Genomic DNA, 25,784 nt, shown 5'->3' on the forward strand with positions numbered 1-25,784 from the left:
AAATCTGGAGGGCACGATGAGCGACCCGGTGGCAGTGGTTCAGCAGTACTTCGCAGCGCTGGCGGCGAAGGACTTCGCGACGGTGGCGACCTTGTGGGCCGAGGACATCGTCTGGCACCAGCCCGGCGGCAATCGGTTCTCCGGCACGCAGCGCGGCGCCGCCGCGGTGAACGCGATGATCGGCGGCATGATGGAGGTCAGCGAAGGCACCTTCGAACTGGCGCTGACCGGACCGCCGATGCTGAACGGCGATCTGGTCGCGGCGCCGATCCACTTCACCGCGAAGCGGTCCGGCGCCGACCTCGGCCAGGACGGTGTCGACCTGCTGAAGGTTGCCGATGGCAAGATCGTCGAAGCCTGGCTGTTCTCCGCCGACCAGCCCGCCGAAGACGCCTTCTGGGGCTGACCCCTCGGGATTGCCCCCTCAGTCCCCGCCCGGCCGGATACTCACCCCTCAGCCTCCGGCCGGGCGGATCAGCTCTGGGTGCCGGCTCGTGAGGTTGCTGTAGGCATCGAGTACGGCGGGCAGCAGGTCCACCCGGTCGATGAAGTTCCGGCCGCGTGGACCGTACCCGTCCTGGTCGTCCCGCAGCCGCCGGATCTCCCCGAGCACCAGCGACACGAACCGCTCGCGCTCCCAGATCGCGGGCCCGCCGGCCGCCGCCGCGACGTAGTACGGGCCGATCCAGGGAACGACGGGCGCGAAGCTGATCAACTCGGTGCCGGGGAGGTCGCGGAACGACCGCTCGAACGATGCGTGGGTCCGCCGCTGCATCGTCGGGTCCTGCACCAGCAGGAGTCGCTGCCCCCGATCGACGAGCGCACGAGTGAACTCAGCGTTCTCCCCGCAGTTGGTTGACCGATCCTCGACCTCGATCGCAGCCGCCGGTACGCCGTACTGGCGGATCAGCAGGTCGCGGAAGATGTGCGCCTCCGGGCGAAGGCCTGTTTCGCCGACCTTCGCCAGGAGATGCCGCGTGGAGTGACCGATTCCTCCGCTGATCAGGATGCGTGGCACCAGGCCCGCTTGCCAGGTTTGCGCAGCCACCTCGACGGACTCCAGGACGGCGCTTCCCATCAGGACGAGCAGCCCGGCGTCGACGGGGGTGCTGACATCCCGCCGCGCCAGGTAGTCCGAGATGACCGTCACTGCCGCGGTGTCCACGGATCCAGTCTGCCTGTCGGCTCGGTCTTTGCTCTGGTGGACTCTGGTGGGCCGGCCTTTGGGGGTCAGTCGGAGGGGATGGCGTCGAGGGTGGCCAGTTGGTCGGCGGTGAGGTGGATCGAGGCGGCGGCGACGTTCTCTCTGAGGTGGGTCGGGTTGCCGGTGCCGGGGATCGCGAGGACGTGCGGGCCCTTGGCGAGGGTCCAGGCGATCCGGATCTGGGCGGTGGTTGCGCCGTGCTCACGGGCGATGGTGGCGACCGGGTCGGACTCGGCTACCCCGCCGGCTTCCCGCCCGGTGGCGGTGACCGCGAAGAACGGTACGAAGGCGATGCCCTGCGCACCGCAGATCTCCAGCATGGAGTCGTTCACCCGGCCGAAGCCGACGCCGTACCGGTTCTGTACTGCGACCACGGGCCCGAGCTCCTGCGCCTGCGCGAGATGCTCGACGCGAATGTTGGACAACCCCAGGTGCCGGATCAGGCCGGCCTGACGCAGCTCAGCCAGTACGCCGAAGTGCTCGGCGACCGACTCGAGCCCGGACTGACGCAGGTACACCAGATCCAGTGTTTCCAGACCCAGTTGGCGCAGGTTGTCCTCGACCAAACCGCGCAACTGGTCCGGCCGGGCGAGCCCGTGCTCCATCGGCCCGACCTTGGTCGCGATGACGAGATCGTCGGGGTAGGGGGCCAGCGCCTGCCGGATGGCGTCGTTGGCCCAGTCGAGACTGTCGAACCCGTGCCGCTCGCCGGCCCGCCCGACCGAGGGGTAGAACGCGGCGGTGTCGATGTGGTTGATCCCGAGCTCGACGACCCGGCGCAGGAGGTCGGTCACTTGCTCGGCACTGGTCGTCGACCCGCCACCACCGAGGCGCTTGGCGCCGAAGCCGATCCGGTGGATGTCCTGTCCCGCCAGGTTCCAGACGCCGGCCGCTATGGCGGGCTTGCGCTCTGACTCGTGAGATGATACGGTTGAGATGAGATCTGCGTTCACATCCGTCTTATGCATGAGGACAGGGTAACTCCGACACCTTCCTCAGGGCTAGGGCCGTGACCAGATCTCTTTGTGTGCGGGTGCTTGTGCGCTGATTGCAGCTTGGTGCAAATCCTTTCTGGTGTAGACCTCTGAGTCGCTAGGGTGAGCCGACATTTGTCGGTGCGAGAAGCCCTCGGGGGGCATCGGATACCAAGGGAGAACTCGCAGATGAGAATTCGTCGTTTTGCTCTTGCAGTGGCTGGGCTGAGCCTGGTCACGGGGGCTGTGGCGGCCAACCAGGCCACCGCGGAGGTGCAGGGCAAGCCCCAGCCGCGGGCGGGGGTGCTAGGAGAGTCCACGGCCAAAGCGCTGGCCGCCGGGGCCTGCGCGGTCGATGTCGGTGCCGTGACTGCCACCGGTCAGAACGGTGGCTACACAATCACCGCGACCAAGCCGGTGAAGGCGTCGCCGTTCAAGCCGTACAAGCTGTTCGGTGTCCGCGCCAGCTCCACCTGGTTCGGGTGGGCCGGTTCGGGCACCACCCAGTACTACTCCGGACTCGTCCTGGTGAGCGGCAGCTTGTACGCCACCGCCGAGTCGTACAAGACTCCGACGTCAGCTCCGGTGGTCAGTTCGAAGAGGCTCGGCTCCGGGTGGAGCAGCTTCACCTCCCTGGCCAGCTCGCGCTACGCCAGCTCGACGGGAGTCGTCGGCCCGATGTTCCTCTACGGCCTGAACACGAACGGCACGCTGTACCGCTACCACATCAGGGGCACCACCGGTCCGGTCGCGGCCGCCGGTAGCGCGGCCGGCTACAAGTCCTTCAGGTCGATCACCACGATCTCCGAGACCGCGACCTACGACACGCTGCTGGGGGTCACCAAGGCCGGCGGGATCTACACCATCCGCCTCCCCAAGACGCAGGTACTGAAGGGCACCCTCAAGGCGGTCCGCACCACCGGCTTCGGCGCCTACCACCAGCTGGTCGCCGAGCGCTGCGGCAACAACGGCGGCACGCTGCTCACCGGCTTCAACAACACGGCCAACACGGCCACCGTGTACGCCCTCAGCAGGGCGAACGGCGCGCAGACCATCGTCAACACCATCGGGAGCGTCGCCCTGCCGCAGGACGGCACCGTCCACATGCGGTACACCGCCAACACCCAGCTCATCGGCGAGTGACTTTCCGCCCAATGCGCTGAGCACCACCAATTCGTAGTACCGGAAAAGCCCAGGTCACCCGTCCTGGGCTTTATCCGTGCTGCCCTGGTGTGCGACTGACCTGGAGCTCTGTGTTGCGCGCCCGGCAGGATTCGAACCTGCGACCAACGGATTAGAAGTATGTCGCTCACTCCCGCAGGAGTCCGCTCACGCCTACAGGCGTTGCGCTCTGCGCCCCGCTAGCGGCTTCAAAGCACTCCAGTTGACGCCAGTTCGCACCACGAATGGCCCCACGTTCGTGGCCTAGACTTGGCCCATGGCCAAGCCGCGTACTCCTGCCGAGAAGGACGCACCGCAGCCGCGCGGTCGAGGTGAGGAGGAGTTGCTCCCCTCCGGCTCGGTGCGGGTGAAGGTGTACGCCGGCCTCGATCAGGTAACGAAGACGCGGCTGTACCTCACCGACACGATCAAGCCGGGACCGGACCAGAAGAAGCTCGTCAAGCAAGCCAAGACCAGGCTCATTAACGAGGTCGACGAGCAGCGCAACCCAAAGACGCGTGCTTCACTCGGCCAGCTGATCGAGCGTCACTTGGAGGTTCTCGACATCGCGGAGTCGACTCGCCGTGACTACGAGTCGAAGTACCGTCGCCATATCGCGCCATACCTGGGCGCGTTGCCGCTGACCCAGCTGCGGGACTCCGAGGCGCTCGACACTCTGTACGCCGCCATGCGCAGATGCTCGAAACACTGCACCAAACGTCAAAGGCTCGTCGACCACAGGACCGACATGTCGGGGCACGTCTGTGACGAGCACCGCGACGAGCCCTGTGTGCCGGCGAACACCGATGGCTGCCGCGCCTGCCGCCGCGCGTGCAAACCGCACGCCTGTGTCCCTCTCGCTGACAACACCATCCGTACAGTCCACTGGATCATCAGCGGCGCCCTCGCCCGCGGCGTCAAGTGGAAGTGGATTTCGAAGAACCCGGCTGACCAGGCAGACAAACCGTCGATGCCCAAGCCGAACCCTAAGCCGCCCTCCGCTGCCGAGGCGGCGCAGCTGATCAACGCCGCCTACGCGATCAGCGAGGACTGGGGTGAGTTCATTTTCGCGAAGGCCACCACTGGTAACCGTCGCGGCGAACACTGCGCACTCCAATGGCAGCACTTCGAGGATCCGGCGGACTCAGCCGAAGCCGCGGTCATCGACGTGCACCAGGCCCTCGCCAAGGCTCCGGGCGGAGGCTGGCAGATCAAGGACACCAAGACCCACCAGCAGCGCCGAACTGTCCTCGATCCGGAAACGCGTCTCATGCTCCAGGAGCGCCGCAAGCGGAAGAACGCCGAGGCTCAAACACTCGGCATCAGGCTGCGCCCCACTGCGTACGTCTTCTCGCCGGATCCAGACGGTCTAGCGCCTCTGAAGCCCGACACGGCGACACAGAAGTTCAGTCGTATGGCCGCACGCCTCGGAATCGACGCTGAGCTCAAGAACTGGCGGCACTACAACGCAACCGAACTGATCGCCGCCGGCGCCGACATCAACGTCGTCGCCTCACGCCTCGGACACGGCGGCGGAGGGTCCACCACCCTCAAGTCCTACACTGCCTACCACGCCGAACGATCCCAACGCGCTGCCGGCGCCATGATCGTGCGCATGCCGACCCGGCCGACGGCCCGAACGAGTGCCGAGAACAACGCGGCAGCTCAGATCCTGCGGCTTCCGCACGCCGACGACGGTGTTCACGAGCCGTACCGGAACATCGCCGCCGACCTTCAAGGTGCGATCACGAGCGGCTTGGTCGCGCCAGGCGATCCGCTGCCGACCATGAAGGCGCTATCTGAGACATACGGCGTGGCCGTGAGCACTGCCCATCGCGCCGTCAAGCTGCTGGTCGATGCTGGCCTCGTAAATGCATCGCGTGGCGTTCGCGCAACAGTCGCTCACAAGCGCGAAGCGAGTGAGAAGTCGAGCTGACGGCGAGGCGCACATCTTCCATCCGCTTCCCGCATCAACAATGGGTTGGAGGCCCCTGGCCCGGCCCTGCGTCGACCAAGATGTAGCACGGAGGCGCCCATCGGCAAGACTGCGCGTTGGCCGACGGTAGATTGCACCAGATCAGACGACATGTTGGGAAGCAAGAGATGGGCATCAGCCTCCGCAGGGGTGTCGCACGGCTGGACGTACGCCAGTTTGGATTCTGGCTGTCGGCAGCGCTTTTTGGTGGAGCGGTGCCCGAGTTGCTGCTTACGTTCGGCAAGGGCTATCTGTGGTTCGTTTGGGGCCTGGCCGGGACCGTTGGATGCGTTCTGTGGTGGCGTGATCATCGCCGGGAGGGTGTCGCCGTCCTTGTCAGCCTTCCAGAGGCGCCGGACGTCGACGAGACCGACAAGATCGTCAAGCAGATCGATCACTTCATGGGTACGAAGCACCGCGGCTGGTTCCGATCGGGACCGGAAAGTCCGGAGACTGCGCAGGCGCCGAGCTCAAGAGCTAAGTGGGCAATCGAGACCATCCGCCACCGGCTAGCAGAGCTGGACGCGCGTTCGAGCGATTCAGACGTGTTTCTGTACCTGCATTGCCGCCAAGAGCAGTCGTTCCACCTTGGCCGAGCCAGTGCGGATGTCTGGGCAAACGGTAGGGAGCTGCTCGGCGGCGGTAGGGGAGCTCCCCGGCTCGCGGTGAAGGTCTGTTACATCTCCACGTACGATCGGCGAGTTCCTGCCGAGTACTACAAGATTGACCTCACGCAGACGACCGAGGGTGGCGCAGACCCTGGGAACGTGGATCTCGAGGACCTTCGCGGCCATCTACCTAGCGGCATACAACCCCCACGTCGGCTCGCACTCGCAGTGTTCGCCTCCGCCAATGATGGAAGCGTCGCCCCATTCAGGAAAAGCGTGATCGAAGCCGTGACTGGTGGAGACGATCACAGTTATGCCATCGATAGTGGTCAGTTCTGTGACAGGGCGCTCTTCATTACCATCTCGCCCGACGCGCTTATCGCTGCTCTCAAGGCTGAGGGTGCGCAGAGGTTTATGCACTTCATTGACAAGCAATGGAGAGCTCATGCCAGGGAATGTTACGGGTCGGACGACGTAGAGGTCTTGCTCTTCATCAACGGTCCTTCGCTGATCGCGTTTGCGGCCGGCGCCTTGCTGCCGAGAAGTTCGAAGTTGATCCCATGGACCCGGCATCGGCCTGAACATGCAGCGGTCGACGGCGCTCACGATGGTCGATTCCTCGCGATTATCGATGGCGACGACGTTGGAAGTGGTATGGAGCGACATTTCCTCAGCAACGAATTACAGGGCGCAATCGACTATAGTTCGGCCGTATCGACTAAGGTCCAACGAACCATCGACGCGCTCGAAATAGTTCCAGGGGTGCAGCTGATATCAAGTGCAGGCGACAGCGCAATATTCGCTGTAGTCCCGGAGGCGGTGACCAGATTCCAACAGTGCGTCGACGGCCTGCGGAAAGCCGATGCGTTTCGATTCTCGTGCGGCATCGGTGAGGATGTACGGTCCGCCTATGCAAATCTCCGACTTGCCAAGGCGTCAGGCAAGAATACGTCCCGTAGTGACGACTCTGTGTAATGACGTACGCAGATTCTATGTTACCGGCGCCTGGCTTGTGCCTCGGCACAACGGGCAGCGAACTGGCGCAAGTAGTAAACAGCTGCGCTAGTTCCACGACCGACTGGCAGAATCACGGGTTCGGCGCTGGTGATCTGAGGGGCGCGCGGTCGGCTTTGAGTCAACGCTGTGCCAGCTGCCGGAGTAGCGACGATAGACAGATGCGCCGGCCACAGCGGTGAACGGCGCGTAGCGAAGGCCTAGCGCATCTACGAGGATTGGTGGCTCAATGGGTGAGGAACAACCGTCTCCGAGGCGCCGGGCAGTCAAGCTTGATCCGCTGGCTCGATGGCTCACTGGACTAGTCGGTGCCGTCTTGCTATCTGCCGGGGGGACAGCAACATTTACCCGAGACGTTGAGGCTGGACCTGTTGCTCTTATCGTCAGCGGTTCGCTGTTCGTGCTCATCGGCATCGCGGGTGTGATGCCTACGCGACTCAAAGTTGGCGAGAGTGAGGCGGAATGGGTCGAAATAGTCGGCGAGGCAATCGAGGCAGTTATAGAAGCCGTGCCGCCTGACGCACGCGTGCGGGTCGACGACGCGATGCAGGAGTTGTACGTCTTTGCGCCGGAGGTCGCGCAGGTTGTCCATCAAGCTAGGGCTGGAGAGTACGTTCTACTGTCCCGGCTTGCCAGTTCGGTCCAACGACTGGGCCTTGAGATTGTTGTCGGCCCGAAGGTTCAAGTGAACGGCGCACGGCCTGACGCAATCGTCACCGACAACTTTGGTCGCAAGCTGTGGGTAATAGCAGTGGGGCGTCGCCTCAGGTCGTGGCAAGTCGGAGTCACGCGACAACTGCTGACACAGATCAAAGCTCAGGACGAGATGTTTGTTGGGGTACTAATCGTCGCGCCGGCTTTGCAAGGCAACGAGCGACGAACCGATCGGACCCCGGATGGAACCATTTGGGTTGCCCTTGCGCGCAAGGGATTCGAGGGCGACTTCGACGATGCACTTGGCGAAGCCTTCGACGTGCACCGGTGATGCGCTTCGGACTGTGGACCTGCGGACTAGAAGGCTGCGTGACCCGATCTCACTGGGCCCCTTCAAGCGTCACAAGTCTCACCGATGTCGCTGTTGGCCGCCTTCACCAGCACTGGTTGACGCCAGTTCTTGTCATGAACCGTGTCACGAGACCTCTACATGGTTGCGAGGCTGCCTGGCTAGTCGTTGCCGTAGTCCGGCTCCATGTACTCCTCAGCGTCGTCGTCAGTCTCAAAGTAGTCCGGTAAGCCGGCCTGCTCAATAAGTGGGAAGCTGTCCAGAACTAGACGACAGGCCGGACATGAGAAGCGCTCGGACGGGACGGTCACCCGTGCGAGAAGAGCGCCGTCGTCGTCCCGGTTGTCGTAATCGAACTCCACGTCAACGGTCTCGTCGCCCTCGATGAACCCGACTGAGCCGCAAGCCGGACATTGCTGCTCCGCCTTGTATGGTAGCTGGCTATCTGCTTTCATGATCTTCGCCCAGTCGGCTTGCACCTTCGCGGGCGCTGACCCTTCGCGCTCGAAGTCGAATCTTTGTTTGGCACGGGCAATCAATGATTGGGTCCGGGATTCAATATTCTTTGCGTTCAGTGCTAAGTATGATTCGACAATCTGCACCCGAGATTGTCCGATCAGATCAACGAGTTTCCGATCTTGTGCGTCGACAAGTGTGGTCGCGAGTGACCAGTATTGCGCCCACCACTGCTCCTCGGGCAGTGGTGTTAGCCCACTCCCAGGCCCGTGCATGTACTCGTTCCGGCCGTTCGCGATCCGGATAGCACCGTCGTCGTCAAACGGGAAGAAGGCGCGAGCGCATCTACGGAAGACTGTCGCGGCACTGACTGAAACGAATCGTCCTCCGCCTTTCAGTACGCCAGCCGCGATTAGGATGTTCTTGCCATCTTCTTTCGGGTCTGCGATCAGCAAGGGCGATATCTTCGCTAGCGCAGCTTTTCCTAGTAGTTCCAAAGCTGCGGCTGCCCAAAAAGAGCGTTCTTCAAATGCCCTATCACTACCCGGTTCCATGGCTCGGTTCAAAAACATCTTCGATTTCAGCCACAATGCCTCGGGGTCGTAAGGCAGAATCATTGTTCATCCTTAGCGTGGTAGGCGATCCTTCGGAGTACCCGAGCCACGTCACTGGTTGTCACGGCCTCGCGCCCGTGCAGGGTGCGCCGGTTGTCGATTATCAGAACGCCTGCCCCGGTCCATTCGAGGCGGGTGGCGTTCTCCTCCTGGTTTTCGAAGTAGTTGGCAGTTCGGATCGCCCTGGGATCGCACGGATGCATACAGCCTGGGTCATAGCGAATATGTCCGTCAGATGAGGATGCCGTGGAGTAGAACTTGTCCCGCCCGCCGTCAACTAGGAAGACGCCGTGCTGTGCATCGTCCATTGGAAACGCCGACGTGGCTGGGGCGGCGACCCACAGGCGCGTTGCAGTGGCGCTCGGCGCTTCGGCGATCAGTACGACGAAGTCTGGTGGGCGCTCGAGGTGGGCTCCGTCGGTATGCAGGGGGAGCTGGGCGAGGCCGTAAATGGCGCTGAGTGACCGAGGTTTGGCGTCCTCGGTCTCCGAGGGGGTCAACGTGGTGAGTACCTGTTCACCACGTCTTGTGGGTACCTCGGTCCACCCGAGCACCCCCGCTGTGAGTTGGACCGCTAAAAGATCTCCAGGCCCGCTGGCCCAGCCAGCATCGACCGCTTTGCGAGCTAGTCCACTCACTTCAAACTGCATCTGCCGCCTCCAGTAGTCGCCTCGGTGTGCGGGTGGCGACGAACGCTCTCGCTGTCCCGATAGACGGTCGGCGCATCAGTTGCTGCTGTCAAGGCAGGCCAACGTAGTCACATCGAACCCGGTCACTCTCTGGTAGCGCGCAGACGATGAGTGGCAGGCCGGTTGAGATCACCGGCTCCGTACGTGCTGGGTTCGAGTGGCAGCGAGTGAATGCACCGAGGGCGGCCAGTCAGTGCTCGGTAGAACTCGCGACAGAACGGTTGATCGCGTCACGGATGGCTTGCCACGGGAGCTCTTTACTAGGCGCACCAGGCGCACTCTGAGGCCCATGGAGCGGCCAGACGTCCTCGCCGTAGACGAGGTGGACACCGGAGGCTGCTAGTGCGGCGAGATGATGCTCCCAGGCGGGGTGGCCGGCATGGGCTGCGTTGACTCGCGGGAAGACGACAAGTGGTGGATGACGGCGCCCAATTGCTTCGCAGAGTTGGGTGAGCGCCTGGTTGTCAGCGATACCCAACGCCAGCTTGGCAACCATGTTCGAGGTAGCCGGAACGGCGGCGTAGCAGTCCACATCGGGGTGCGGACTGGTTTCGTGAGGCAGTCGAGGTGCGCTGCGTACCGGCAGGCCGGTGACGGATTCGATCTTGCGAACTTCTCCGCTGGTCTCCAACCATGTGCTCGCGGTTGGTGTGAGAGTCACGGCGATCGTCCAGCCGTCGTCGAGCATCGGTTCGATGAGTCGTTCGCGGACTTGCTCGATCCCGCCGGCCGCCGCGCAAACGAGGCCAAGTGTCCGACCGCTCATTGGACCGCTCGGCAGCGCTCGGCGAGTGCCAGGATCTGCGAACCTCGACCACCGGTGACCGGCGTACGGCGGTGGATGTCGCGGACGATCTCGCGCACTGCAGGGTTATGGCGCACGAGTTGCGGCGACTTCTCCTCGGCGCTGAGAAGTGCAGCGATTGCCTCGTCGTCCTGAGCTGAGTAGCTGTGCGCTCGGGCGAGATCGATGCTGTGTGCGACCTGGCGCACGGTGGGTAGTACGGACGAGTCGATTTGTGGGCCGCGTTCAGCCACGTAGGCGATGTCGCCGAGATCGAGCGCAGCAGAGAGGCGGTGCAGCATGACATTCGTTGGGCCGAATGATGTCTGCCAGTAGTTCGCGTCGCTACCCAGTTGCTGCGCTGCCACATCGGCCGCGGCAAGGAGTTCGGTTGCTGTAGCGCGGTCATTGCGTCGAGATGCTGCTGTCGCCATCCGGAGGTCGAGCATTCCCAGCAGGCTGAGTGCCGCAGGGTCCATGCGGTGCACTCGGGTGGTGAGCCAGGAGCGAGCAGTTTCGCCGAGTTGCAGAGCATCGTCGTATCGGCCTACTGCAAGGAGTGCGTGGGTGCCGGCTCTGGCCGCGGAAGCGAGTACGAGGGGGTCGTCTGAATTGTCGGCGGCGTTCATTGCTCGCTCGGCTGCGATCCATGACAGGTCGGATTCGCCGATCTTGGTCAGCGTTGTTGCCGCGAGGTGGTGGATGCGTGCCGAGACTGCGGGGCCGCGTCCTCCGTTGCTCGTATCAGCCTCGATCGCCTGGGCTGCCCGAATCAGCTCTGGCAGTAGGACGACTGTGCGGCCGATACGGCCCTGCTGGTAGTGATCCCAGGCGCCTTCTGCGAGGTTCGCGGTGTGCTCGATGTTCGGCGGCGACACAGACGGGTCGTTTGCGAACAGCACCCTAGAAAGCCGCTGGGGAGCCATGAGCGCGTCGCGGATAGCCGGTACGTCGTCGTGCTGGTGACCGTCCTCCAGCAGGACCGGCTGCCCAAGCAGGTCACCGAGTGGCACTCGAAGCGCGGACGCGAGTTCTCCGAGGACATCGAGGCGGCGGATCTCCCGCTCGCCGCGCTCGATCTTGCTGAGCCAGTCTTCGGTACGGCCTACCAGGTTTGCGAGGACAGATTGCGTGAGTCCCCGCCGGGCGCGGTAGAACGCGACGCGCTCGCCGATGCTGAGATGGTCGCCCGCTCCTCGCATACCTACAACGATAGTGCAGAGGCGTTCTGACCTACCCGGACAGTTTGTCCGGGTACTCCGGTCAACTCCAGTGTCCACTGGTTCTCATGACCACAGCAGCACTCGGGAGACGAGTTGAACCTAGTCAGGTCGAAGCGCCATCACTGGTGCGCAGGCGTTCTTCGACGGCTTCGAGTCTGCGGCTGAGGTCATCCACCCTCGCCCGCAGGCTGGCGAGGTCGTCCTCAGGTTCGCCGCCAGCTGCGACAAAGACGCCGACGCCGTGCGTTGAACGGAGGAGGCCCTCAGCGCGCAGCGAGTCGATGGCTCGACGCACGGTCATCAGCGCGACACCGAACTGCTCGGCGAGCTTGGGACCAGCTGGAAGCTTTTCGCCCGGACCTAGCTCACCAGTGGTGATGGCGTCGCGGATCGCATCCGCGACCTTCACGTAGGTCGCTGCGGGGGAACTGACGTTCAACTCCATAACTGAACCGTAGTCCAGCCTAGGTCAGCTAGTCATGGTTGACCGCGAACTCTTGTAGCCAATTGTAGACTAGTCTAGTCTAGCCAAGACTAGAGCACTCCAAGGGAGAGAGCGAATGAGCGAAGCGAAGAGCGCAGGCGAGGGGCACCGAAAGTTCCTCAGCGTTGCGGGTGCTGCCGAAGCACTCGGACTGTCCGAAATGACCCTCTATCGAGTGATCGCGGCGAACTCGTTCCCCGCTGTACGGATCGGGCGGCGGTTGTTCATTCCGAGCCAGGCACTGGACGACCTGGCCACGGCGGCTATCGCCAGCGGGGGAGTGGTCGACGCCGCCGACTGGCGGCCCTCGCAGGCCGCGGGATGAGCCGCGCGCAGCCCTTGCATCAGCAAGACAGCAAAGACCGGCCCCGCACAGGCGCCAACCAGAACAGGGCCGGTTCTCCCATCACTCAGGAACGAGTTCGAGAGGTCTACAGCATGACTGACGAGGTGCAGGGCGGCACGGAGTGGGTGCCGCGGTTTGGGATGTTGGAGGTGCCGGCCGAGCGTGCGGCGCTGATCCGTGGGTTGTTCGAGCTGGCTGCGTTCGTGGCCGACCACCCGGAGCTGCCACTGCCGTCTGTGGACGCCGGCATGTTCCCGCGTGAAGCGTCGTTCAGCGACGAGGTCGCGGTTGTCGATCGGGTCGCGGCGGGGCTGGGTGTGACCGCAGGGCTTCGTGCCGGAGGTGGGCAGTACACGGCCGCGAAGAGCTTCGGGCCGGTCCGCGTTTATGCGATGACGAGCACACCGGAGCACCAGGCCGCCTACCAGGCCCACATGTCCTACAAGAACAACGTACGACCGTCCGGCCCGATCCCGGGTGGTGCGCGATGAGCGCCCGGGACCCGCTGGAGTTGGCGTGGCGGATGCACGATTCGGCTGCGGCGGCGATCGACAAGGCCGACACGAAGGCCGGTTTCGCGGCGACGGTGGAGACGGCGCTGGCGGCGGTGGTGCTGACGCTGGTGTCGCAGTCGGCCGGAAGGCCGATCAGTGCGCGGCTGCTGCTGGGTGTGGCGCTGGTGGCTTTGGCGGTGGCGCTGGGTTCGGCGTTGCTGGTGGTGGTTCCTCGCCTGCACAAGCCCGCTGACGCGCTGGTGCCGGGCGAGTTCTTGTACTTCGGTGCGGTCCGGCGGCGGTCGGTGGAGCAGTTGCACGACCACATCGTCGGCCGTGGGCTTCTCGACGACCGGTACAACGTGGCGGAGCCAATGTCGGCGGTTGTGCACCACGCGAAGCGGCTGGCCGACATCGCCTGGACCAAGCATCAGTGGCTGCGGGTGTCGTTCGTGGCTGCCGTGCTCGGTGCGGGGTTCGCGGTGACCGGCGTGCTGATCGGTGGTGCGGCATGACGGCGAACAAGTGGCTGAAGCGAGCGGCGAGGGAGTACTCGGCGCACGCCGGGATCGCGTACGTGTCGGCGCGGCGCCAGGTGCTCGAGTTGGCGACCCGCGAGGAGCTGCCCTACGACATCGCGGCCGCCCTGCTGATCGACGCCACCGACGCGCCCAACAAGGCCGCCACCCACAGCGGTCCGGCCGATGCGGCGGGGAGCGGCAGTGCTGGGGAGGTGCGGTCATGATGCGGCGGCCGAGTGCTCGCGACGGTGTGGTGATGCCGAAGTTCCTGACGGCGGCGGTGTTAGTAGTGCTGGCCGGTTTCGCGCTGGTGCAGCTGGCGCCGAAGGCTCCGGCGTCGCTGGTGGTCCAGTTTCCGGGTTTTGTGGATGGTGCTGTGCAGGCCGGGTGGTGGATGACCGGCGCCGGTGGCGTGGGGGTGGTGACTGGCCTGCTGCTGTTTTGGCGGGTCGGCACCGGCCTGCTGCTGGCGGCCCCGTTGTGGCTGCTGCTGGCCGGCGCGGTCGCTTCGGCTACCGACATGGCGGGCGGCGCGGGTGGCTGGCTGATCGCTGCCGGAGCTTTGGCGGCGGTGTCGCTGGCTCTGATCGCGGTGAACCGCGCAGTCGGCGCCGGGCTCGTGTTCGCGGCCTGGCTGGTCTATGCGGGACTGCTCGCGCGGGTGCTGCCGCACTCGGACGGTGTGCACGGCTACTGGTGGGTCGCGGTGATTGCCGGGACCGTAATGGCTGTCGCGACGGTGGCGCGGGTGGTGTTGTCGCGGTCGAGCTCGCGGGGTCTGCTGCGCAGGCTGGGCCGAGCGGGTCGGGAGACCGACGGTATGGCGTCGTCGGTGGACGTGTTCAGGGGCGCGTCGGCGCGGGTGCTGCGCGGTAAGGCGGTCCAGCTGCGCCCGCACCTGGCGCAGGTGTCGCGGTGGGCGCGGCGCCGGATCAGTCTGTACGAGCTGGGCGTGAGGATCGCCCGGGTCGGGCTGTTCTCGGTGTGGTCATCGGCCGAGGATCACACGATCACGTTCGGTGGCCCGCGTAAGGGCAAGACGCAGCAGATCATGAAGTACGCCCGCAAGGCGCCGGGTGCGCTGATCACGACGTCGACCAAGCTCGACTTGCTGGAGCACACCTACCAGCACCGCGCCAAGCGGGGCCCGGTGTGGGTGTTCGACCCGTCCGGTGTGGTCCAGCCGGGGTCGAAGCTCGCGGCGGCGCTGGCCGCCGACGACCGGGTCACGTTCGTGCGATTCAACCCGCTGCGTGGGTGCGAGGTCGCGGCGACCGCGATGGACCGGGCCGCGGACCTGATCGACGGCGTCGGGCGTTCGACCGACGGTGGCGGTGAGCGGTGGGACGGGTTCGCCAAGCACGTCCTGAAGGCGCTGCTGCACGCTGCCGCGCTGGGCGGCTACTCGATGTATGACGTGCAGCGGTGGGTCGCGTCCCCGTCGGAAGCGGCGATGCGCGAGGTGCTGTTCGAGCTGAAGCTGGCCGGCAAGAAGGCCGAAGGGATGATGTCGGACGCAACACAGTTCTTCAAGAACAACCCTGCCACGCAGTCGTCGATCACTACTGGGATCATGCCCGCGCTGTCGTGGCTGTCGGTCGAGTCAGCGGTCGAGGCCTCAGCGCCGGGCGGGCAGCAGTTCGACATCGAGCAGTTGCTGGCCACGAGCGGTTCGGTGTATCTGCTGGGCAAGGACGACAACAAGATCGCGCCCCTGGTCACCTCGTTGACCGCCGATCTGGCGCGGCGTGCCGAGCTGTTCGCGGCCGGCCTGGCGGGGCAGCGCCTCGACCCGTTCCTGACGATGGTGCTGGACGAGGCCGCACTGATCTGCCTGATCCCGCTGGACAAGTGGTCGGGTGACTTCGGGTCGCGCGGGATCTGCATGCACATCGCGGCCCAGTCCAGGGCGCAGCTGCGCAAGCGGTTCGGTGACGCCGCGACCGGGTCACTGCTGACCAACACCGCGACCAAGGTCGTGTTCGGTGGGTCCGGCGACGACGACGACCTGCGGTACTGGTCGACGCTGGCCGGTGAGCGCGACGAACCGGCCGTCACCCGCGACCGGTCCACCGGGTCGAAGCAGGAGTCCCTGCGCCGCACGCAGGTCCTGACGCCGGGCCAGGTCGGGGAGCTGCGGGCGCGGCAGATGCTGGTGATCAGCAACAACATGCCGCCGGTCGTGGTGAAGACCCGGATGTACTACCAGACCTGGGATGTGCGCGCCGAGCGCTACGCCGCCAAAGCCGAAGCGGCACGCGCCTGGTTCGTTGATCTGCCAGCCGTCAAGGCTGTCACCGTGGCGGCCGACCGGGCGGTCGACGGCGCCGGGCAGTGGCTGCTGGTGCGGTGCTCGTGGATGCTCGCGCCGCTGGTCGGCGACGCGCAGGTGGCAGCAGGCGGTCACGTCGTCGACCCCACACCCGACCCGATTCGTCCGGCCGGTGGAACGCGTGACCGGGTCAGCGGTGTCGTGTCCTGGCTGGAGACGGCCGACCCGGTACGCGAACTGGTCGCCCGCCGCCGTCTCAACAGCGCCACCCGGACCGCACGCGCAGCACTCGCCACCCGCGACACCGCCCGTACGGCGCAGCGTGAGCTGGTCGGCCGCGACGAGAACGGCGGCCGGTCATGAAGTGGCTCACGCAGTTGCGTCAGGCAACCGCTCCGCGTCGCGCCGCCACGGAGGCGTGCGCGGCGTGCCGGACGCGCGACAACACGATCGCAGAGCAGCGCGCCGCGCTCGTCCAGCTCCGCGAGGAGCTTGCCGAAGTTCGCGCGGACGCGGTGAGCAACCTGCACAACATGTTCACGCTGCCCCTGGTCGAGGAGCTCGCCGCGCGCGGTGATCAGCTCGGCGTCGACGAGCGTCACCCGGACTGGGTCCGGGAGTACGCGTTGTCGTTCATGGCCGAGTGCGCCGGGTTCGAGGTCGGTACCCGGGTCTTGGTCGCGGCGACGCGGCCCGGACACTCGGACCGGTCGCGGTTGCCGGGCACGGTGCGCGAGGTGTGGCTGGACAGCGACGGCGAACCGACGCTGTTCGTTGCCATGGACAACCCGCGCGACGCCGCCCGGCTGCTCGCCGAAAGCTACGACGGACCTGACGGGGCACTGGCGAGCCTCCACGATGCGTCCGTTCTGGTCCCGGTCCCGTTCCCGACCACGGTTCGCTCCATCGACGCCGGCGGCTGGATCGAGGCGATGTCATGACGGTGGAGTTCTTCCTTGGCACTCATCAGCCGGGCTGGCTGCGGACCAGTAGCGTGCCGTTGTTCGTGTCCGACCGGAGGCTTCGCGGATACAAGACGTTGCCTCGGGCGACGGCGCCGTGGGCGCTCGACTCCGGCGGCTTCACCGAGTTGTCGACCCACGGATCGTGGGACCACGGGCCGACACCGCGTCAGTACGCCGATCGAGTCCGCCGCTACCGCGACGAGGTTGGCCAACTGCTGTGGGCCGCACCTCAAGACTGGATGTGCGAGCCGTGGATTCTGTCCAAGACAGGACGGTCGCTGCTGGACCACCAGCGACGGACCGTCGGCAACTATCTCCAGTTGCGGGAGATCGCGCCTGACCTGCCGTTCGTCCCGGTACTGCAGGGCTGGCGCCTAGACGACTACCTGGTGTGCGTCGAGCTGTACAGCAAGGCGGGGGTCGACCTGGCTGCCGCTCAGGTCGTCGGTCTCGGCTCGGTGTGCCGCCGCCAAGCCACCAACGAAGCCGTGACCATCATCGACGCACTTCGAGCCGCCGGCGTGGAGCGTCTGCACGGCTTTGGGTTCAAGGTTCTAGGCCTGCGCCGGTGTGGTCACCGCTTGGCGTCGGCCGACTCGATGGCTTGGTCCATCGAGGCGCGACGTACTGCGCCTCTACCGGGATGCCAGCACAAGAACTGCGCCAACTGCCACCTGTACGCCCACCAGTGGCGCCGGCGCGTCATCGCCTCAATCCCGCTTCACGAGGCGCCGACGCTCTTCGATTACCCGACTCTGTGCGGAGGCCGCTCATGACCGGCCACAGCACGAAGTGGGTCGAGTTGTGGGACGGGCGGCAGTGGCCGGGCCGGGTCCGCAACGGCCTGCCTGAGTTCAGGTTCGGGCAGGCGCCGGCCGGGCTATCGACGCGGCGGCAGCTGCGTGCGCGAGGTCTGTGCCGGGGCGGGCAGGAGCCGTTCGCGCGGTTGACCTGGAAACGCGATCAGCGGTTCGCGTGGCTGTACGTGGACGCGAAGGCCAAGCCAAAACGGACCCCGAGCCACAAGCAGCTCGCCGCCGTGCAGAAAGCCCTCGCGGCGCGGAAGGTCTGCGCGGAGTGCGGTCCGGTCGAGCACTTCGTCCGGACCACCGACCAGCTGTGCGGCGACTGCCACGCCGCCGGAGTCGCACCGACAGCGGGCGGCACCGACGGCTGGCGCACCGTCCAGGACTGGCAGAGCCAGGCCGACACCGACGAGCAGACCGACACCGACGACCAGGCGGCCGCCGACACCGAGAAGGCGTCGGTGGCTGCTCAGCGGGCAGCGCAGGCGCTGGCTCGTACGGCGGCCCGGATCGACACCGCCGACCGGGCCAGTGACCGCGACGAAGAGCCGGCGAACTGGCACGCCGACGACACCGCACAACGGGCCGCCGAGCAGGCCCAAGACAGCACCGACCAGCAGTGGACCTACGACGAGGAAGCCGTGGCATGACCACCCCAACGACCGGCTCGCCCGGTGACGAACTGCGCGCTTATCACGCCTGCCGCGCGGTGGAGGCCTACGGCCTGACTGCGGTTCCGGCCTACGACGACCAAGGCCGCCCGACCGGGCAGATCGCGATCGACCCGGCCGAGCTCAGCGACTGGCTGGCCGAAGCGCACGACAAGAAGGAGGGAGACGACTGATGGACCACACCGATCACGTTGACCCCGGGACCGCCGCGCTGACTGCGGTGGCAGGGCAGGCCCGCCAGATCGAGGCGATCAACCGCGACATCTACACGCTGAAGCGCAAGGCTGATGACGCGGCGTCCAAGGCGACGGTGAAGAACCTCGCCAGGTCGGTCGAGTCGCTGGGCAACACCGTGACCTCTTTCGAGGACCTGCTCGACCGGCTGACCAAGGCCGGCGGGTCCGGCAAGAGCAACAGCGCCGACAGCGGCAGCGGTGGCGGTGACACGGCGGTGCCGGTCCGTTCGTGGCTGCGGCTGCCCGCGCAGGACGCCGGCGCGGTGGAGGCCGTCCTGAGCGAGTTGCTGCCGTGGATGGAGTCGGTCTATCTGCGCTACGCCACGGCCCGGGAATCGTTGCCGCCGTGCTGGTTGTGGCACCCCGAAGTCGTCGAGGAACTGCTGTGGCTGATGGACGCCTGGACGGCTGCCTACGAAGGCGACGAGGCGTGCAACAAGCTCGTCGGTGACTGGCACGACAGGCAGCGCCCCGGCGTCTCCCGCCGCGTCGGCGAGTACGCGGCGGGCTGCAACGTTCTGGAGCACCGCGACAACGCAAACACGCGGGCCGTGGTGGTGCCGCTGGCAGCCGAGGCCGACCCGTTCGTGACCTGGTGGGCCACCGCCCGCGACGAGACCGGCCCGGCCCCGACCACTGAGCAGATCCGCGCCGGACGCACCGGCCTGTCTGCCGTACCCGACACCGCTGGAGGCCAGCGATGAACACCCAGATGATGAGCCTGCCCGCGTGGGTTCCGGACCAGGTCACCGGCCCGATGCTGGTGGCCGGCGCGGTCGGCCTGCTGCTCGTGGCCGCGACCGTGGCCGCGCTGGTGTGGGCGATCCGCCGTGCCGTCCGCAGCGTTGCTGCTGCGGTCGAGGCTGGTCGGTGGACGACCCGGCGGGTGCTGATCGTGGTCGCGATCGTCGCCGCGCTCGGTGTCGCCGTGATCGGAGGCGCCCGCTCGTTCGGTGCGGTGTCGGAGAAGTTCGACAGCCCGCTGGTGCCGTTGGTTGCCGACGGCATGATCGTCGCCTGCACCGCGCTGCGGCTCGCAGCGTTGACGCGCGGGTGGCGGATTCCGGGTGCGCTGGTGACGACGTACGTGTTCATCGGCGGCACGGTGTGGCTCAACATCGACACCGCCCACGGCATCGCGGACGCCGTCGCACATGCTCTCGCGCCGCTGGCCTACGCGGTGCTGGTCGAGATGCTCGCTCATCTGCTGCGCCTGCACATGAAGCTCGCCCAGCCCGCCAAGCCCAAGTTGTCGGCGCTGACCTGGTTCACCTCCCCGGTCATCACGACCCGCGTGTGGCTGCACCTGTCGCGGACCGGGTCCGACGATCCGGCCGCTGCGCGGGCGCTGGTGCAGCAGGTTGTTCGGATGGCGTCGCGGCTGGCGACGCTGTGCCCCAGCCGCAAGCTATGGCCGTTCGACGCCGCACGGGCCGCGCGGTCGGCCTGCTTGCAGACGATCCGCGACGGGCTGCTGTCGGCGTCCGAGCTGGCCGCGTTGCTGCCGGGCGCCGGTCGCCTGACGCCGGGGGAGCTGCTGGCGCTGGTCGACTCGGCCGCGCTCGGCCTGACCAACGCTGGTCAGCCGGCCGACGCGGACCCAGTCGACGACCCGGCCGTCGCGGTACCGGCGCGGGCCGGAGCCGACCACAGCGATGCACCGCTGTGGCTGATCGCCTTCCTTATCGGTGCACTCCGCGCCGCACCGGTTCACCCCGGCACCCGCACCGCACCGGCCGCACCGGTGCACGACGACATGACCGACGGTGCACGCGCACCGGTGCACGCACCGCACCGCACCGACACCACTGCCGAACCTGCCACCGGCACGGCCGAATCCGCACCGCGCAAGGGCACCGGGCCGACCGATGCGGAGTTGCTCGATGCGGTGCAGCGCCACGCAGCGGAGCACGGCGGGGAGCCGCTCGGGCAGCGCGAGATCCGCCGTGCCACAGAGGAGGCCTTCGGGCGGCCCGTCGGCTTCGGGCGCGCCAAGCGCCTTCAGGAGCTGGCGGGGTGGGCCGAACCCACAACACCCGCCGACGACGCACCCGAGCCCTCCGAGCAGACGCGCGGACAACTCCTCCTCGTCGCCACTACCGATGACAACGCGACCGAAGAGCCAAGCGAAGAAGACGACGACGCCAGCGACCGCGAACTCGAAACGAGCAGCAGCCGATGACCAAGCCCATCAGTAACCGATCAACCCACAACGAGCACGTCAGCAACCACTCCTCAGCAGCCAGCACCTACAAACCCATCGAGCAGCCGTCGGCAGCAAACAGCAAGACCAAGAACTCTGATACACACCATTGCATCACGATCAAGTGGAGTCCCGACTCCGCTTCGCGTCGTCGGGACAGTGTGCCGCCGTCGGCGGTTTCCGGCGCCTTCGGGCCGGTCCGCGGGGGAGGTGCGGCATGGCTGTGATGGGCATGCAGAGCGGTCATTCCGCGAGCTATCTGACCGGGTCGGTGGCGACCGGCCGGGAGAACTACTACACAGGCGCGGTCGCGGCCGGCGAGCCGCCGGGACGCTGGTTCGGCCGGGGCGCGGCCACGTTCGGGCTGGCCGGTGAAGTCGACGCCGAGGACATGACCGCGCTTTATGAGCAGTTCCTGGACCCGCGCGATCCGGCGTTCCACGATCCGGCGCGGCGGATCGAGGCGGCGACGCTAGGTCACACCGGCCGGGCCTACAAAACCGAGCAGGAAGCACTGGCCGCTGCACTGGCCAAGGAGCCCGGTGCATCACCGGAGCGCCGCCAGGAATTGCAGGCGCAAGCTGGTGCATCGGTGCGCAGGAACGTCGCGTTTTACGACGCGACGTTCTCACCGCAGAAGTCGATCACGGTGCTGCACACCGCGTTCGAGGCGCAAGAAGTGCAGGCGCTCGGTGCAGTCGACGCGGCGCGCGGTGCACTGGCCGAGGCCCGGCGCACCGGTGACCGCACCGCGGTGCACCGCTACGTCGGTGCGGTGCGCACCGCGCAGCGCGAAGCGGTGCAGTGGGGCCAGCGGCGCCAGGCGGTCGAGGACGCGATCTGGAACGGGAACAACGCGGCCCTGTCGTACTTGCAGGACAAGGCCGCATATACCCGCGTCGGCCACCACGGCGGTGCCGCAGGCCGGTGGGCCGAGGCACCTGATCTGACCATCGCATCGTTCTTCCAGCACGACAGCCGTGAGCACGATCCCCAGCTGCACATCCACAACGCGATCCTGAACCGGGTCCAAGGACCCGACGGCAAATGGCGCACGCTCGACGGGCAGGCCCTGCACCGCTTCAAGCCCGCAGCCGCGGCGGTCGGCGAGCGGGTGATGGAACAGCACCTGACCCGCGCGCTGGGCGTGCAGTTCGTGATGCGCCCCGACGGGAAGTCCCGCGAGATCGCCGGCGTCGACCAGGCGGTCATGGATCTGTTCTCCAAGCGGCGGCGAGCGATCACGAAGAAGACCGCCCCGCTGGTGGCCGCGTTCGAGAAGAAGTGGGGCCGCGAACCGAACAACCTCGAACTCGACCGGATCCAGGAGCAAGCGACCAAGGCGACCCGCAAAGCGAAGTCGCACGACGGCGAGACATATGAGGCGCGGTTGCAGCGCTGGGACGCCGAACTGCGCGCCGAGCTGCGCGGCGGACTCGGCAAGGTCGCCGCCGATGTGCTGGCGCTGCGGCAACGGCGCTGGCTGCCGGCCCGGGTGAACAAAACCAAGGTGCTCGAGTTGGCGCTGGCCGACGTGCAGTCCAAGCACGCCACCTGGCGCGCCGCCGACCTGACACGCGCGATCAACGACGCACTGCCCGACAACCTCGGCAACATGAAACCTGACAAGATCGCCCGGCTGCTGGACAAGCTGACCGAGCGCGGTCTGGCGATGGCCCAGCAGGTCGACACCAAAAACCGGGGACAGGCCGGTGCCTTGCCCGAGCAGCTCGTGCGCAGGGACGGCCTGTCGGCCTACGAAGCGCCCGGCGCGGCTCGGTATGTGACGCCGGACCACCTGCGCGCTGAGCGCACGCTGGCCAACGCGGGCTATGCCCGGGGCGCGGTCGCGATGACCACGGGCGCGACGGAGGCGTTCGTCCAGCAGCTGGCCGCTGCCGGGATGGAGCTCGGCGCCGACCAGGCCGCCGCCGTGCGCGGAATTCTCTCTTCTGGTGCGAAGGTCGAGACGCTGGTCGGCCCGGCCGGCACCGGCAAGTCCCGCGTCGTCGGCGCTTTGGCCAAGGCGTGGGAGGACCCCGAACTGTGGGACGGGAAGAAGCGCCGGATGGTCGGGCTCGCCGCGTCCCAGGTAGCGACCGAGGTGCTGACCGCCGACGGCGTGACCGCGATGAACATCACCCGCTGGCTGCAAACCCAGCAGGCACTGAACAGCGAGACGACCGCACGGCCGGAGCATGAGGCGTGGCGGCTCCGCGAGGGTGACCTGGTCGTGGTCGACGAGTCCGCGATGGCCAACACGACCGACCTGGCCGACATCCAGGCCCGCTGTGACCAGGCTCGCGCGAAGCTGCTGCTGGTCGGTGACCACCGCCAGCTCGCCGCGGTCGGCGCCGGTGGCGGCATGGAACTGGTGACCGAGAACGCGCTCACCCACGAACTGGTCGAGACCCGCCGGTTCGCGGCCGGGTGGGAAGGCCCGGCGTCGCTGCGGCTGCGCGAAGGCGACGCAGCGGTGCTGATGGAGTACCACAAGCAGGGTCGGATCATCGATGGCGGGCACATCGAGGCGGCGCAACGCTCAGCAGGCGATGCGTGGCTGGCCGATCACCTGGCCGGGCTGCATGCGCTGCTGATCGTTGACACGAACGTGCAGGCCGCTGAGGTGTCGGCCCAGTTGCGTGCCCGGCTGGTCGAGCTGAACAAGGTCGACGACCGTCGCACCGTTGACCTGCACAGCACCGGCAACCGGGTCGGACGTGGCGATCTGATCCAGACCCGGCTGAACGCATGGCACCTCAAGGGGTACCGCGGCAACACGCGCGCGGTGTTCAACCGCGACGAGTTTCTCGTCGACTGTGTCCTGGACGACGGGTCGCTGCGGGTCCTGCCGCTACAGAGCGGCACCCGGAACCCTGCGCCGACCGGGTCGATCGTGTTGCCGGCCGCCTACGTGCGCGACCACGTCGCACTCGGCTACGCCGCCACCGTGCACTCCTCCCAGGGCATGACGGTGGACTCGGCGCACGTGGTCGCGACGCAGAACACGTCGGTTTATGCGCTGTATGTCGGGCTGACGCGCGGCCGGGCGGCCAACAACGCGCACGTGGTGACGCGGTCGCTGGCTGCCGAGTCCGAGTTCGGCGAGACCAACGACGCCGCGCAGCGCTCGCCGTTGTCGGTGCTGCGGGCAACGTTCGAGTTGGACGACCCGCAGCTGTCGGCGTTGCAGGCCGCGGCCGAGTCCGCAACCGAAGCGCACCGGCTACGTACGCCGGCAGAGTTGCTGGCCGACGGGATCGCGCTCGCGACAGCAAACCGCACTGGCCGGTGGCTCGATGTCCTCACCGGTACCGGGGTGCTCAGCGAGGCGCAGCGGTGCGCGCTGGCGACCGAGGACGGCGCCGGGACACTCGCGAACCTGCTCCGGCAGGTCGAGCTGGCCGGGCACGACCCGCGCCAGGTGCTGACCGAGGCGATCGAGCAGCGCAGCCTGGACGACGCCCGCAAGGTCAGCTACGTGATCCAGGACCGGATCAAACGCGTCGCGCAACGAGACGGCGGCCTCGATCCGATCGGCGACACCTACACCGATCGTCTTCCGCAGGTCGACGATCCGCAGTGGTCGGCCTACCTGGCCGATCTGGCGCGCGAAGCCGACGCCCGCACCGCCGAACTGGGCGAGCAGGTCGCGGCCGATCAGCCGCAGTGGGCGCTCGAATCACTGGGTGAGTTGCCCACCGAACCGGGCGAGGACCGCGACGCGTGGGTGCAGCGCGCGGGGCAGGTCGCCGCGCACCGCGAGGTGATGGGACACGACGCGCCCGACGACCCGCTGGGGCCGGCGCCGAAGGCCGGACAGGTCGAGCAGTACGCGTCGTGGCGCACCGCGTGGCGGGCCTTGGGCCGTCCGGACGCAGACCACGCCGAGGCGTCGATGTCGGTCGGGCAGTTGCGGGTCCGGGTGCGCGCCTACCAGCGCGAACAGGCCTGGGCGCCGCCGTTCGTTGCTCACGAGCTGGCCGGGACCCGGCAGGCCGCCGAGCGGGAACGGCGTACCGCGACGCTGCGGGCCGCCGAAGCCGACACCGCCCCGGACGAGGCCGCGCGGGAGCGACTGCTCACCGAAGCCGAGCAACGCCAAGCCCTCGCGGTCGCACTCGATGCCCGCGCCGCGCAGTTGCAGATCAGCGATGACGCCCGCGCGGTCTGGCTGAGCCACACCGCCGCGACCCAGGCCGCCGCGCAACGTGCCGAACAGGAACTGAAGGCGCGCGGGATCGACAACAGCGACACCGGCCCGACCGTGGAGGAATGGGCCGACGAACTCGACGCGGCCGAAGCCGCCGACGACCTGCGCGTGGTCGACGAACTCGACCTGGCCGACGTCGCCGAGGCCCGCGACCGCGACTTCGCCGTGGCCCAGCCAGGCGACGAGTTCGTGGAAGCCGAACTAGTCGACTACACCGAACGGAGCCACACCCCGACCGGTGTCGCCAGCAGCGACACCGAGGAAGACGCCGATTACATCGATGCCGAAGTCCTTGCTGCCGACACCATCGACGACGAGTACGCGGACACCGAACCGGTCCACGAGCACCCTGATGCGAGCAGCGACGAACTCGTCTTCGTGGACGAACACGTGGAAGCCGAGCTGGTCGACGAACCCGAGCTGGTGCCGGCCCAACACGCCGACACCACGGCCGACGACGAAGACGACAGCGAATACATCGACGCCGAAGTCGTTGCCGATGACAACACGGCGCTAGGCGATGACGACGAGACCCGCGACGCCGCCGAGGAGCACGAGAAGGCGCGGGAGATGCAGGCACCGGCCGACATCCGCGAGGTCGCGGCCACCGAGCCCACCGTCGCCGAATCCGACACCCCCCGCGTGCCGAGCGCCGACGAAACCTCGGAGGCGGCCCGGCGCGCGAAGAGGGCGCTAATCGAGATCCAGCACCGCAGCGCCACCGACCAAGACCACGACCCCGACCAGGCCGCCCGCGACGACGAACTCGCCCGGTGGCACGCCGACGACCAGGCCGCACGCAAAGCCGCGCGCCAGGCACAGCACGACGCAGACCTTGCCATGACCCGGTACGACAACTAGCCCCGAA

25 protein-coding genes and 1 pseudogene are annotated in these 25,784 nt (G+C 67.0%); 18 read left to right on the forward strand and 8 right to left on the reverse strand.

The annotated features are described in order from the left end of the window. Positions 1-16: 16 nt before the first annotated feature. The gene (locus tag ACQPYM_RS13075) at positions 17-406 is read left to right on the forward strand and encodes a nuclear transport factor 2 family protein (RefSeq protein ID WP_433019919.1); all 390 of its coding nucleotides are present in this window, start codon (positions 17-19) and stop codon (positions 404-406) included. Positions 407-454: 48 nt separating this feature from the next. On the opposite strand, the gene ACQPYM_RS13080 is transcribed toward ACQPYM_RS13075, so the two are convergent. Both ACQPYM_RS13080 and ACQPYM_RS13085 read right to left on the reverse strand, forming a co-directional pair. After that, entirely contained in the window at positions 455-1,165 is a 711-nt protein-coding gene (locus tag ACQPYM_RS13080) for a YdcF family protein (RefSeq protein WP_433019922.1), read from the reverse strand. Between the two features lie 65 nt (positions 1,166-1,230). Then, positions 1,231-2,172 (reverse strand): aldo/keto reductase, encoded by a 942-nt coding sequence (locus ACQPYM_RS13085; RefSeq protein WP_433019925.1) that lies wholly within the window; start codon positions 2,170-2,172, stop codon positions 1,231-1,233. 195 nt (positions 2,173-2,367) lie between these two features. Between ACQPYM_RS13085 and ACQPYM_RS13090 the strand changes: the two genes are divergently transcribed. From ACQPYM_RS13090 to ACQPYM_RS13105, 4 genes are all read left to right on the forward strand, one after another. After that, positions 2,368-3,321: a hypothetical protein gene (locus ACQPYM_RS13090; protein ID WP_433019928.1), complete on the forward strand. Its 954-nt coding sequence runs from the start codon at positions 2,368-2,370 to the stop codon at positions 3,319-3,321. 295 nt (positions 3,322-3,616) lie between these two features. Continuing rightward, positions 3,617-5,275 (forward strand): GntR family transcriptional regulator, encoded by a 1,659-nt coding sequence (locus ACQPYM_RS13095; protein ID WP_433019931.1) that lies wholly within the window; start codon positions 3,617-3,619, stop codon positions 5,273-5,275. A 167-nt stretch (positions 5,276-5,442) separates the two neighbouring features. Next, complete coding sequence (locus ACQPYM_RS13100; RefSeq protein WP_433019934.1) at positions 5,443-6,897, forward strand: mCpol domain-containing protein; 1,455 nt, start codon at positions 5,443-5,445, stop codon at positions 6,895-6,897. Between the two features lie 268 nt (positions 6,898-7,165). After that, positions 7,166-7,921 carry a hypothetical protein gene (locus tag ACQPYM_RS13105; RefSeq protein WP_433019936.1) on the forward strand — a complete coding sequence of 252 codons (756 nt, stop codon included), beginning with the start codon at positions 7,166-7,168 and terminating at the stop codon, positions 7,919-7,921. 179 nt (positions 7,922-8,100) lie between these two features. On the opposite strand, the gene ACQPYM_RS13110 is transcribed toward ACQPYM_RS13105, so the two are convergent. The 6 genes and pseudogenes from ACQPYM_RS13110 to ACQPYM_RS13135 form a co-directional block, all read right to left on the reverse strand. Next, positions 8,101-9,012: a hypothetical protein gene (locus ACQPYM_RS13110; RefSeq protein ID WP_433019939.1), complete on the reverse strand. Its 912-nt coding sequence runs from the start codon at positions 9,010-9,012 to the stop codon at positions 8,101-8,103. Beyond that, the gene (locus tag ACQPYM_RS13115) at positions 9,009-9,659 is read right to left on the reverse strand and encodes a TauD/TfdA family dioxygenase (protein ID WP_433019942.1); all 651 of its coding nucleotides are present in this window, start codon (positions 9,657-9,659) and stop codon (positions 9,009-9,011) included. Before ACQPYM_RS13115 ends, ACQPYM_RS13110 begins: the two co-directional genes overlap by 4 nt. Positions 9,660-9,888: 229 nt before the next feature. Continuing rightward, a complete protein-coding gene (locus tag ACQPYM_RS13120; protein WP_433019945.1) occupies positions 9,889-10,464 on the reverse strand; it encodes a flavoprotein in 576 nt (191 codons plus the stop codon). Continuing rightward, complete coding sequence (locus ACQPYM_RS13125) at positions 10,461-11,408, reverse strand: hypothetical protein (RefSeq protein ID WP_433023532.1); 948 nt, start codon at positions 11,406-11,408, stop codon at positions 10,461-10,463. Before ACQPYM_RS13125 ends, ACQPYM_RS13120 begins: the two co-directional genes overlap by 4 nt. A gap of 141 nt (positions 11,409-11,549) precedes the next feature. After that, a pseudogene (locus tag ACQPYM_RS13130) lies at positions 11,550-11,684 on the reverse strand (helix-turn-helix domain-containing protein); the annotation flags it as partial. Between the two features lie 124 nt (positions 11,685-11,808). Next, a complete protein-coding gene (locus ACQPYM_RS13135; RefSeq protein WP_433019948.1) occupies positions 11,809-12,150 on the reverse strand; it encodes a GntR family transcriptional regulator in 342 nt (113 codons plus the stop codon). A gap of 115 nt (positions 12,151-12,265) precedes the next feature. Here ACQPYM_RS13135 and ACQPYM_RS13140 point away from each other — a divergent pair, with 115 nt between their 5' ends. From ACQPYM_RS13140 to mobF, 13 genes are all read left to right on the forward strand, one after another. Further along, positions 12,266-12,514: a helix-turn-helix domain-containing protein gene (locus tag ACQPYM_RS13140; protein ID WP_433019951.1), complete on the forward strand. Its 249-nt coding sequence runs from the start codon at positions 12,266-12,268 to the stop codon at positions 12,512-12,514. Between the two features lie 113 nt (positions 12,515-12,627). Continuing rightward, on the forward strand, positions 12,628-13,026 hold the full coding sequence (locus ACQPYM_RS13145) for a hypothetical protein (RefSeq protein ID WP_433019954.1): 399 nt from the start codon (positions 12,628-12,630) through the stop codon (positions 13,024-13,026). After that, the gene (locus tag ACQPYM_RS13150) at positions 13,023-13,544 is read left to right on the forward strand and encodes a Pycsar system effector family protein (RefSeq protein WP_433019957.1); all 522 of its coding nucleotides are present in this window, start codon (positions 13,023-13,025) and stop codon (positions 13,542-13,544) included. Before ACQPYM_RS13145 ends, ACQPYM_RS13150 begins: the two co-directional genes overlap by 4 nt. After that, positions 13,541-13,774, forward strand: coding sequence for a hypothetical protein (locus ACQPYM_RS13155; RefSeq protein ID WP_433019960.1), 234 nt, complete (start codon positions 13,541-13,543; stop codon positions 13,772-13,774). Before ACQPYM_RS13150 ends, ACQPYM_RS13155 begins: the two co-directional genes overlap by 4 nt. After that, entirely contained in the window at positions 13,771-16,185 is a 2,415-nt protein-coding gene (locus ACQPYM_RS13160; protein WP_433019963.1) for a type IV secretory system conjugative DNA transfer family protein, read from the forward strand. The genes ACQPYM_RS13155 and ACQPYM_RS13160 overlap by 4 nt, the downstream gene beginning before the upstream one ends. Beyond that, positions 16,182-16,763 carry a hypothetical protein gene (locus ACQPYM_RS13165; protein ID WP_433019966.1) on the forward strand — a complete coding sequence of 194 codons (582 nt, stop codon included), beginning with the start codon at positions 16,182-16,184 and terminating at the stop codon, positions 16,761-16,763. The genes ACQPYM_RS13160 and ACQPYM_RS13165 overlap by 4 nt, the downstream gene beginning before the upstream one ends. Next, positions 16,760-17,563 carry a DUF7221 family queuine tRNA-ribosyltransferase-like protein gene (locus ACQPYM_RS13170; protein ID WP_433019968.1) on the forward strand — a complete coding sequence of 268 codons (804 nt, stop codon included), beginning with the start codon at positions 16,760-16,762 and terminating at the stop codon, positions 17,561-17,563. Before ACQPYM_RS13165 ends, ACQPYM_RS13170 begins: the two co-directional genes overlap by 4 nt. Then, a complete protein-coding gene (locus ACQPYM_RS13175) occupies positions 17,560-18,243 on the forward strand; it encodes an RRQRL motif-containing zinc-binding protein (protein WP_433019971.1) in 684 nt (227 codons plus the stop codon). The genes ACQPYM_RS13170 and ACQPYM_RS13175 overlap by 4 nt, the downstream gene beginning before the upstream one ends. After that, positions 18,240-18,437 carry a hypothetical protein gene (locus ACQPYM_RS13180; RefSeq protein ID WP_433019974.1) on the forward strand — a complete coding sequence of 66 codons (198 nt, stop codon included), beginning with the start codon at positions 18,240-18,242 and terminating at the stop codon, positions 18,435-18,437. The genes ACQPYM_RS13175 and ACQPYM_RS13180 overlap by 4 nt, the downstream gene beginning before the upstream one ends. Continuing rightward, positions 18,437-19,204 (forward strand): hypothetical protein, encoded by a 768-nt coding sequence (locus tag ACQPYM_RS13185; RefSeq protein WP_433019977.1) that lies wholly within the window; start codon positions 18,437-18,439, stop codon positions 19,202-19,204. The genes ACQPYM_RS13180 and ACQPYM_RS13185 overlap by 1 nt, the downstream gene beginning before the upstream one ends. After that, positions 19,201-20,682 carry a DUF2637 domain-containing protein gene (locus ACQPYM_RS13190; protein ID WP_433019980.1) on the forward strand — a complete coding sequence of 494 codons (1,482 nt, stop codon included), beginning with the start codon at positions 19,201-19,203 and terminating at the stop codon, positions 20,680-20,682. Before ACQPYM_RS13185 ends, ACQPYM_RS13190 begins: the two co-directional genes overlap by 4 nt. Further along, the gene (locus ACQPYM_RS13195) at positions 20,679-20,930 is read left to right on the forward strand and encodes a hypothetical protein (RefSeq protein WP_433019983.1); all 252 of its coding nucleotides are present in this window, start codon (positions 20,679-20,681) and stop codon (positions 20,928-20,930) included. Before ACQPYM_RS13190 ends, ACQPYM_RS13195 begins: the two co-directional genes overlap by 4 nt. Then, positions 20,921-25,777: a MobF family relaxase gene (mobF, locus tag ACQPYM_RS13200; protein ID WP_433019986.1), complete on the forward strand. Its 4,857-nt coding sequence runs from the start codon at positions 20,921-20,923 to the stop codon at positions 25,775-25,777. The genes ACQPYM_RS13195 and mobF overlap by 10 nt, the downstream gene beginning before the upstream one ends. The last annotated feature ends 7 nt before the right edge of the window (positions 25,778-25,784 follow it).

It is taken from the genome of Kribbella sp. CA-294648, from assembly GCF_050943845.1.
Taxonomy (GTDB): domain Bacteria; phylum Actinomycetota; class Actinomycetes; order Propionibacteriales; family Kribbellaceae; genus Kribbella.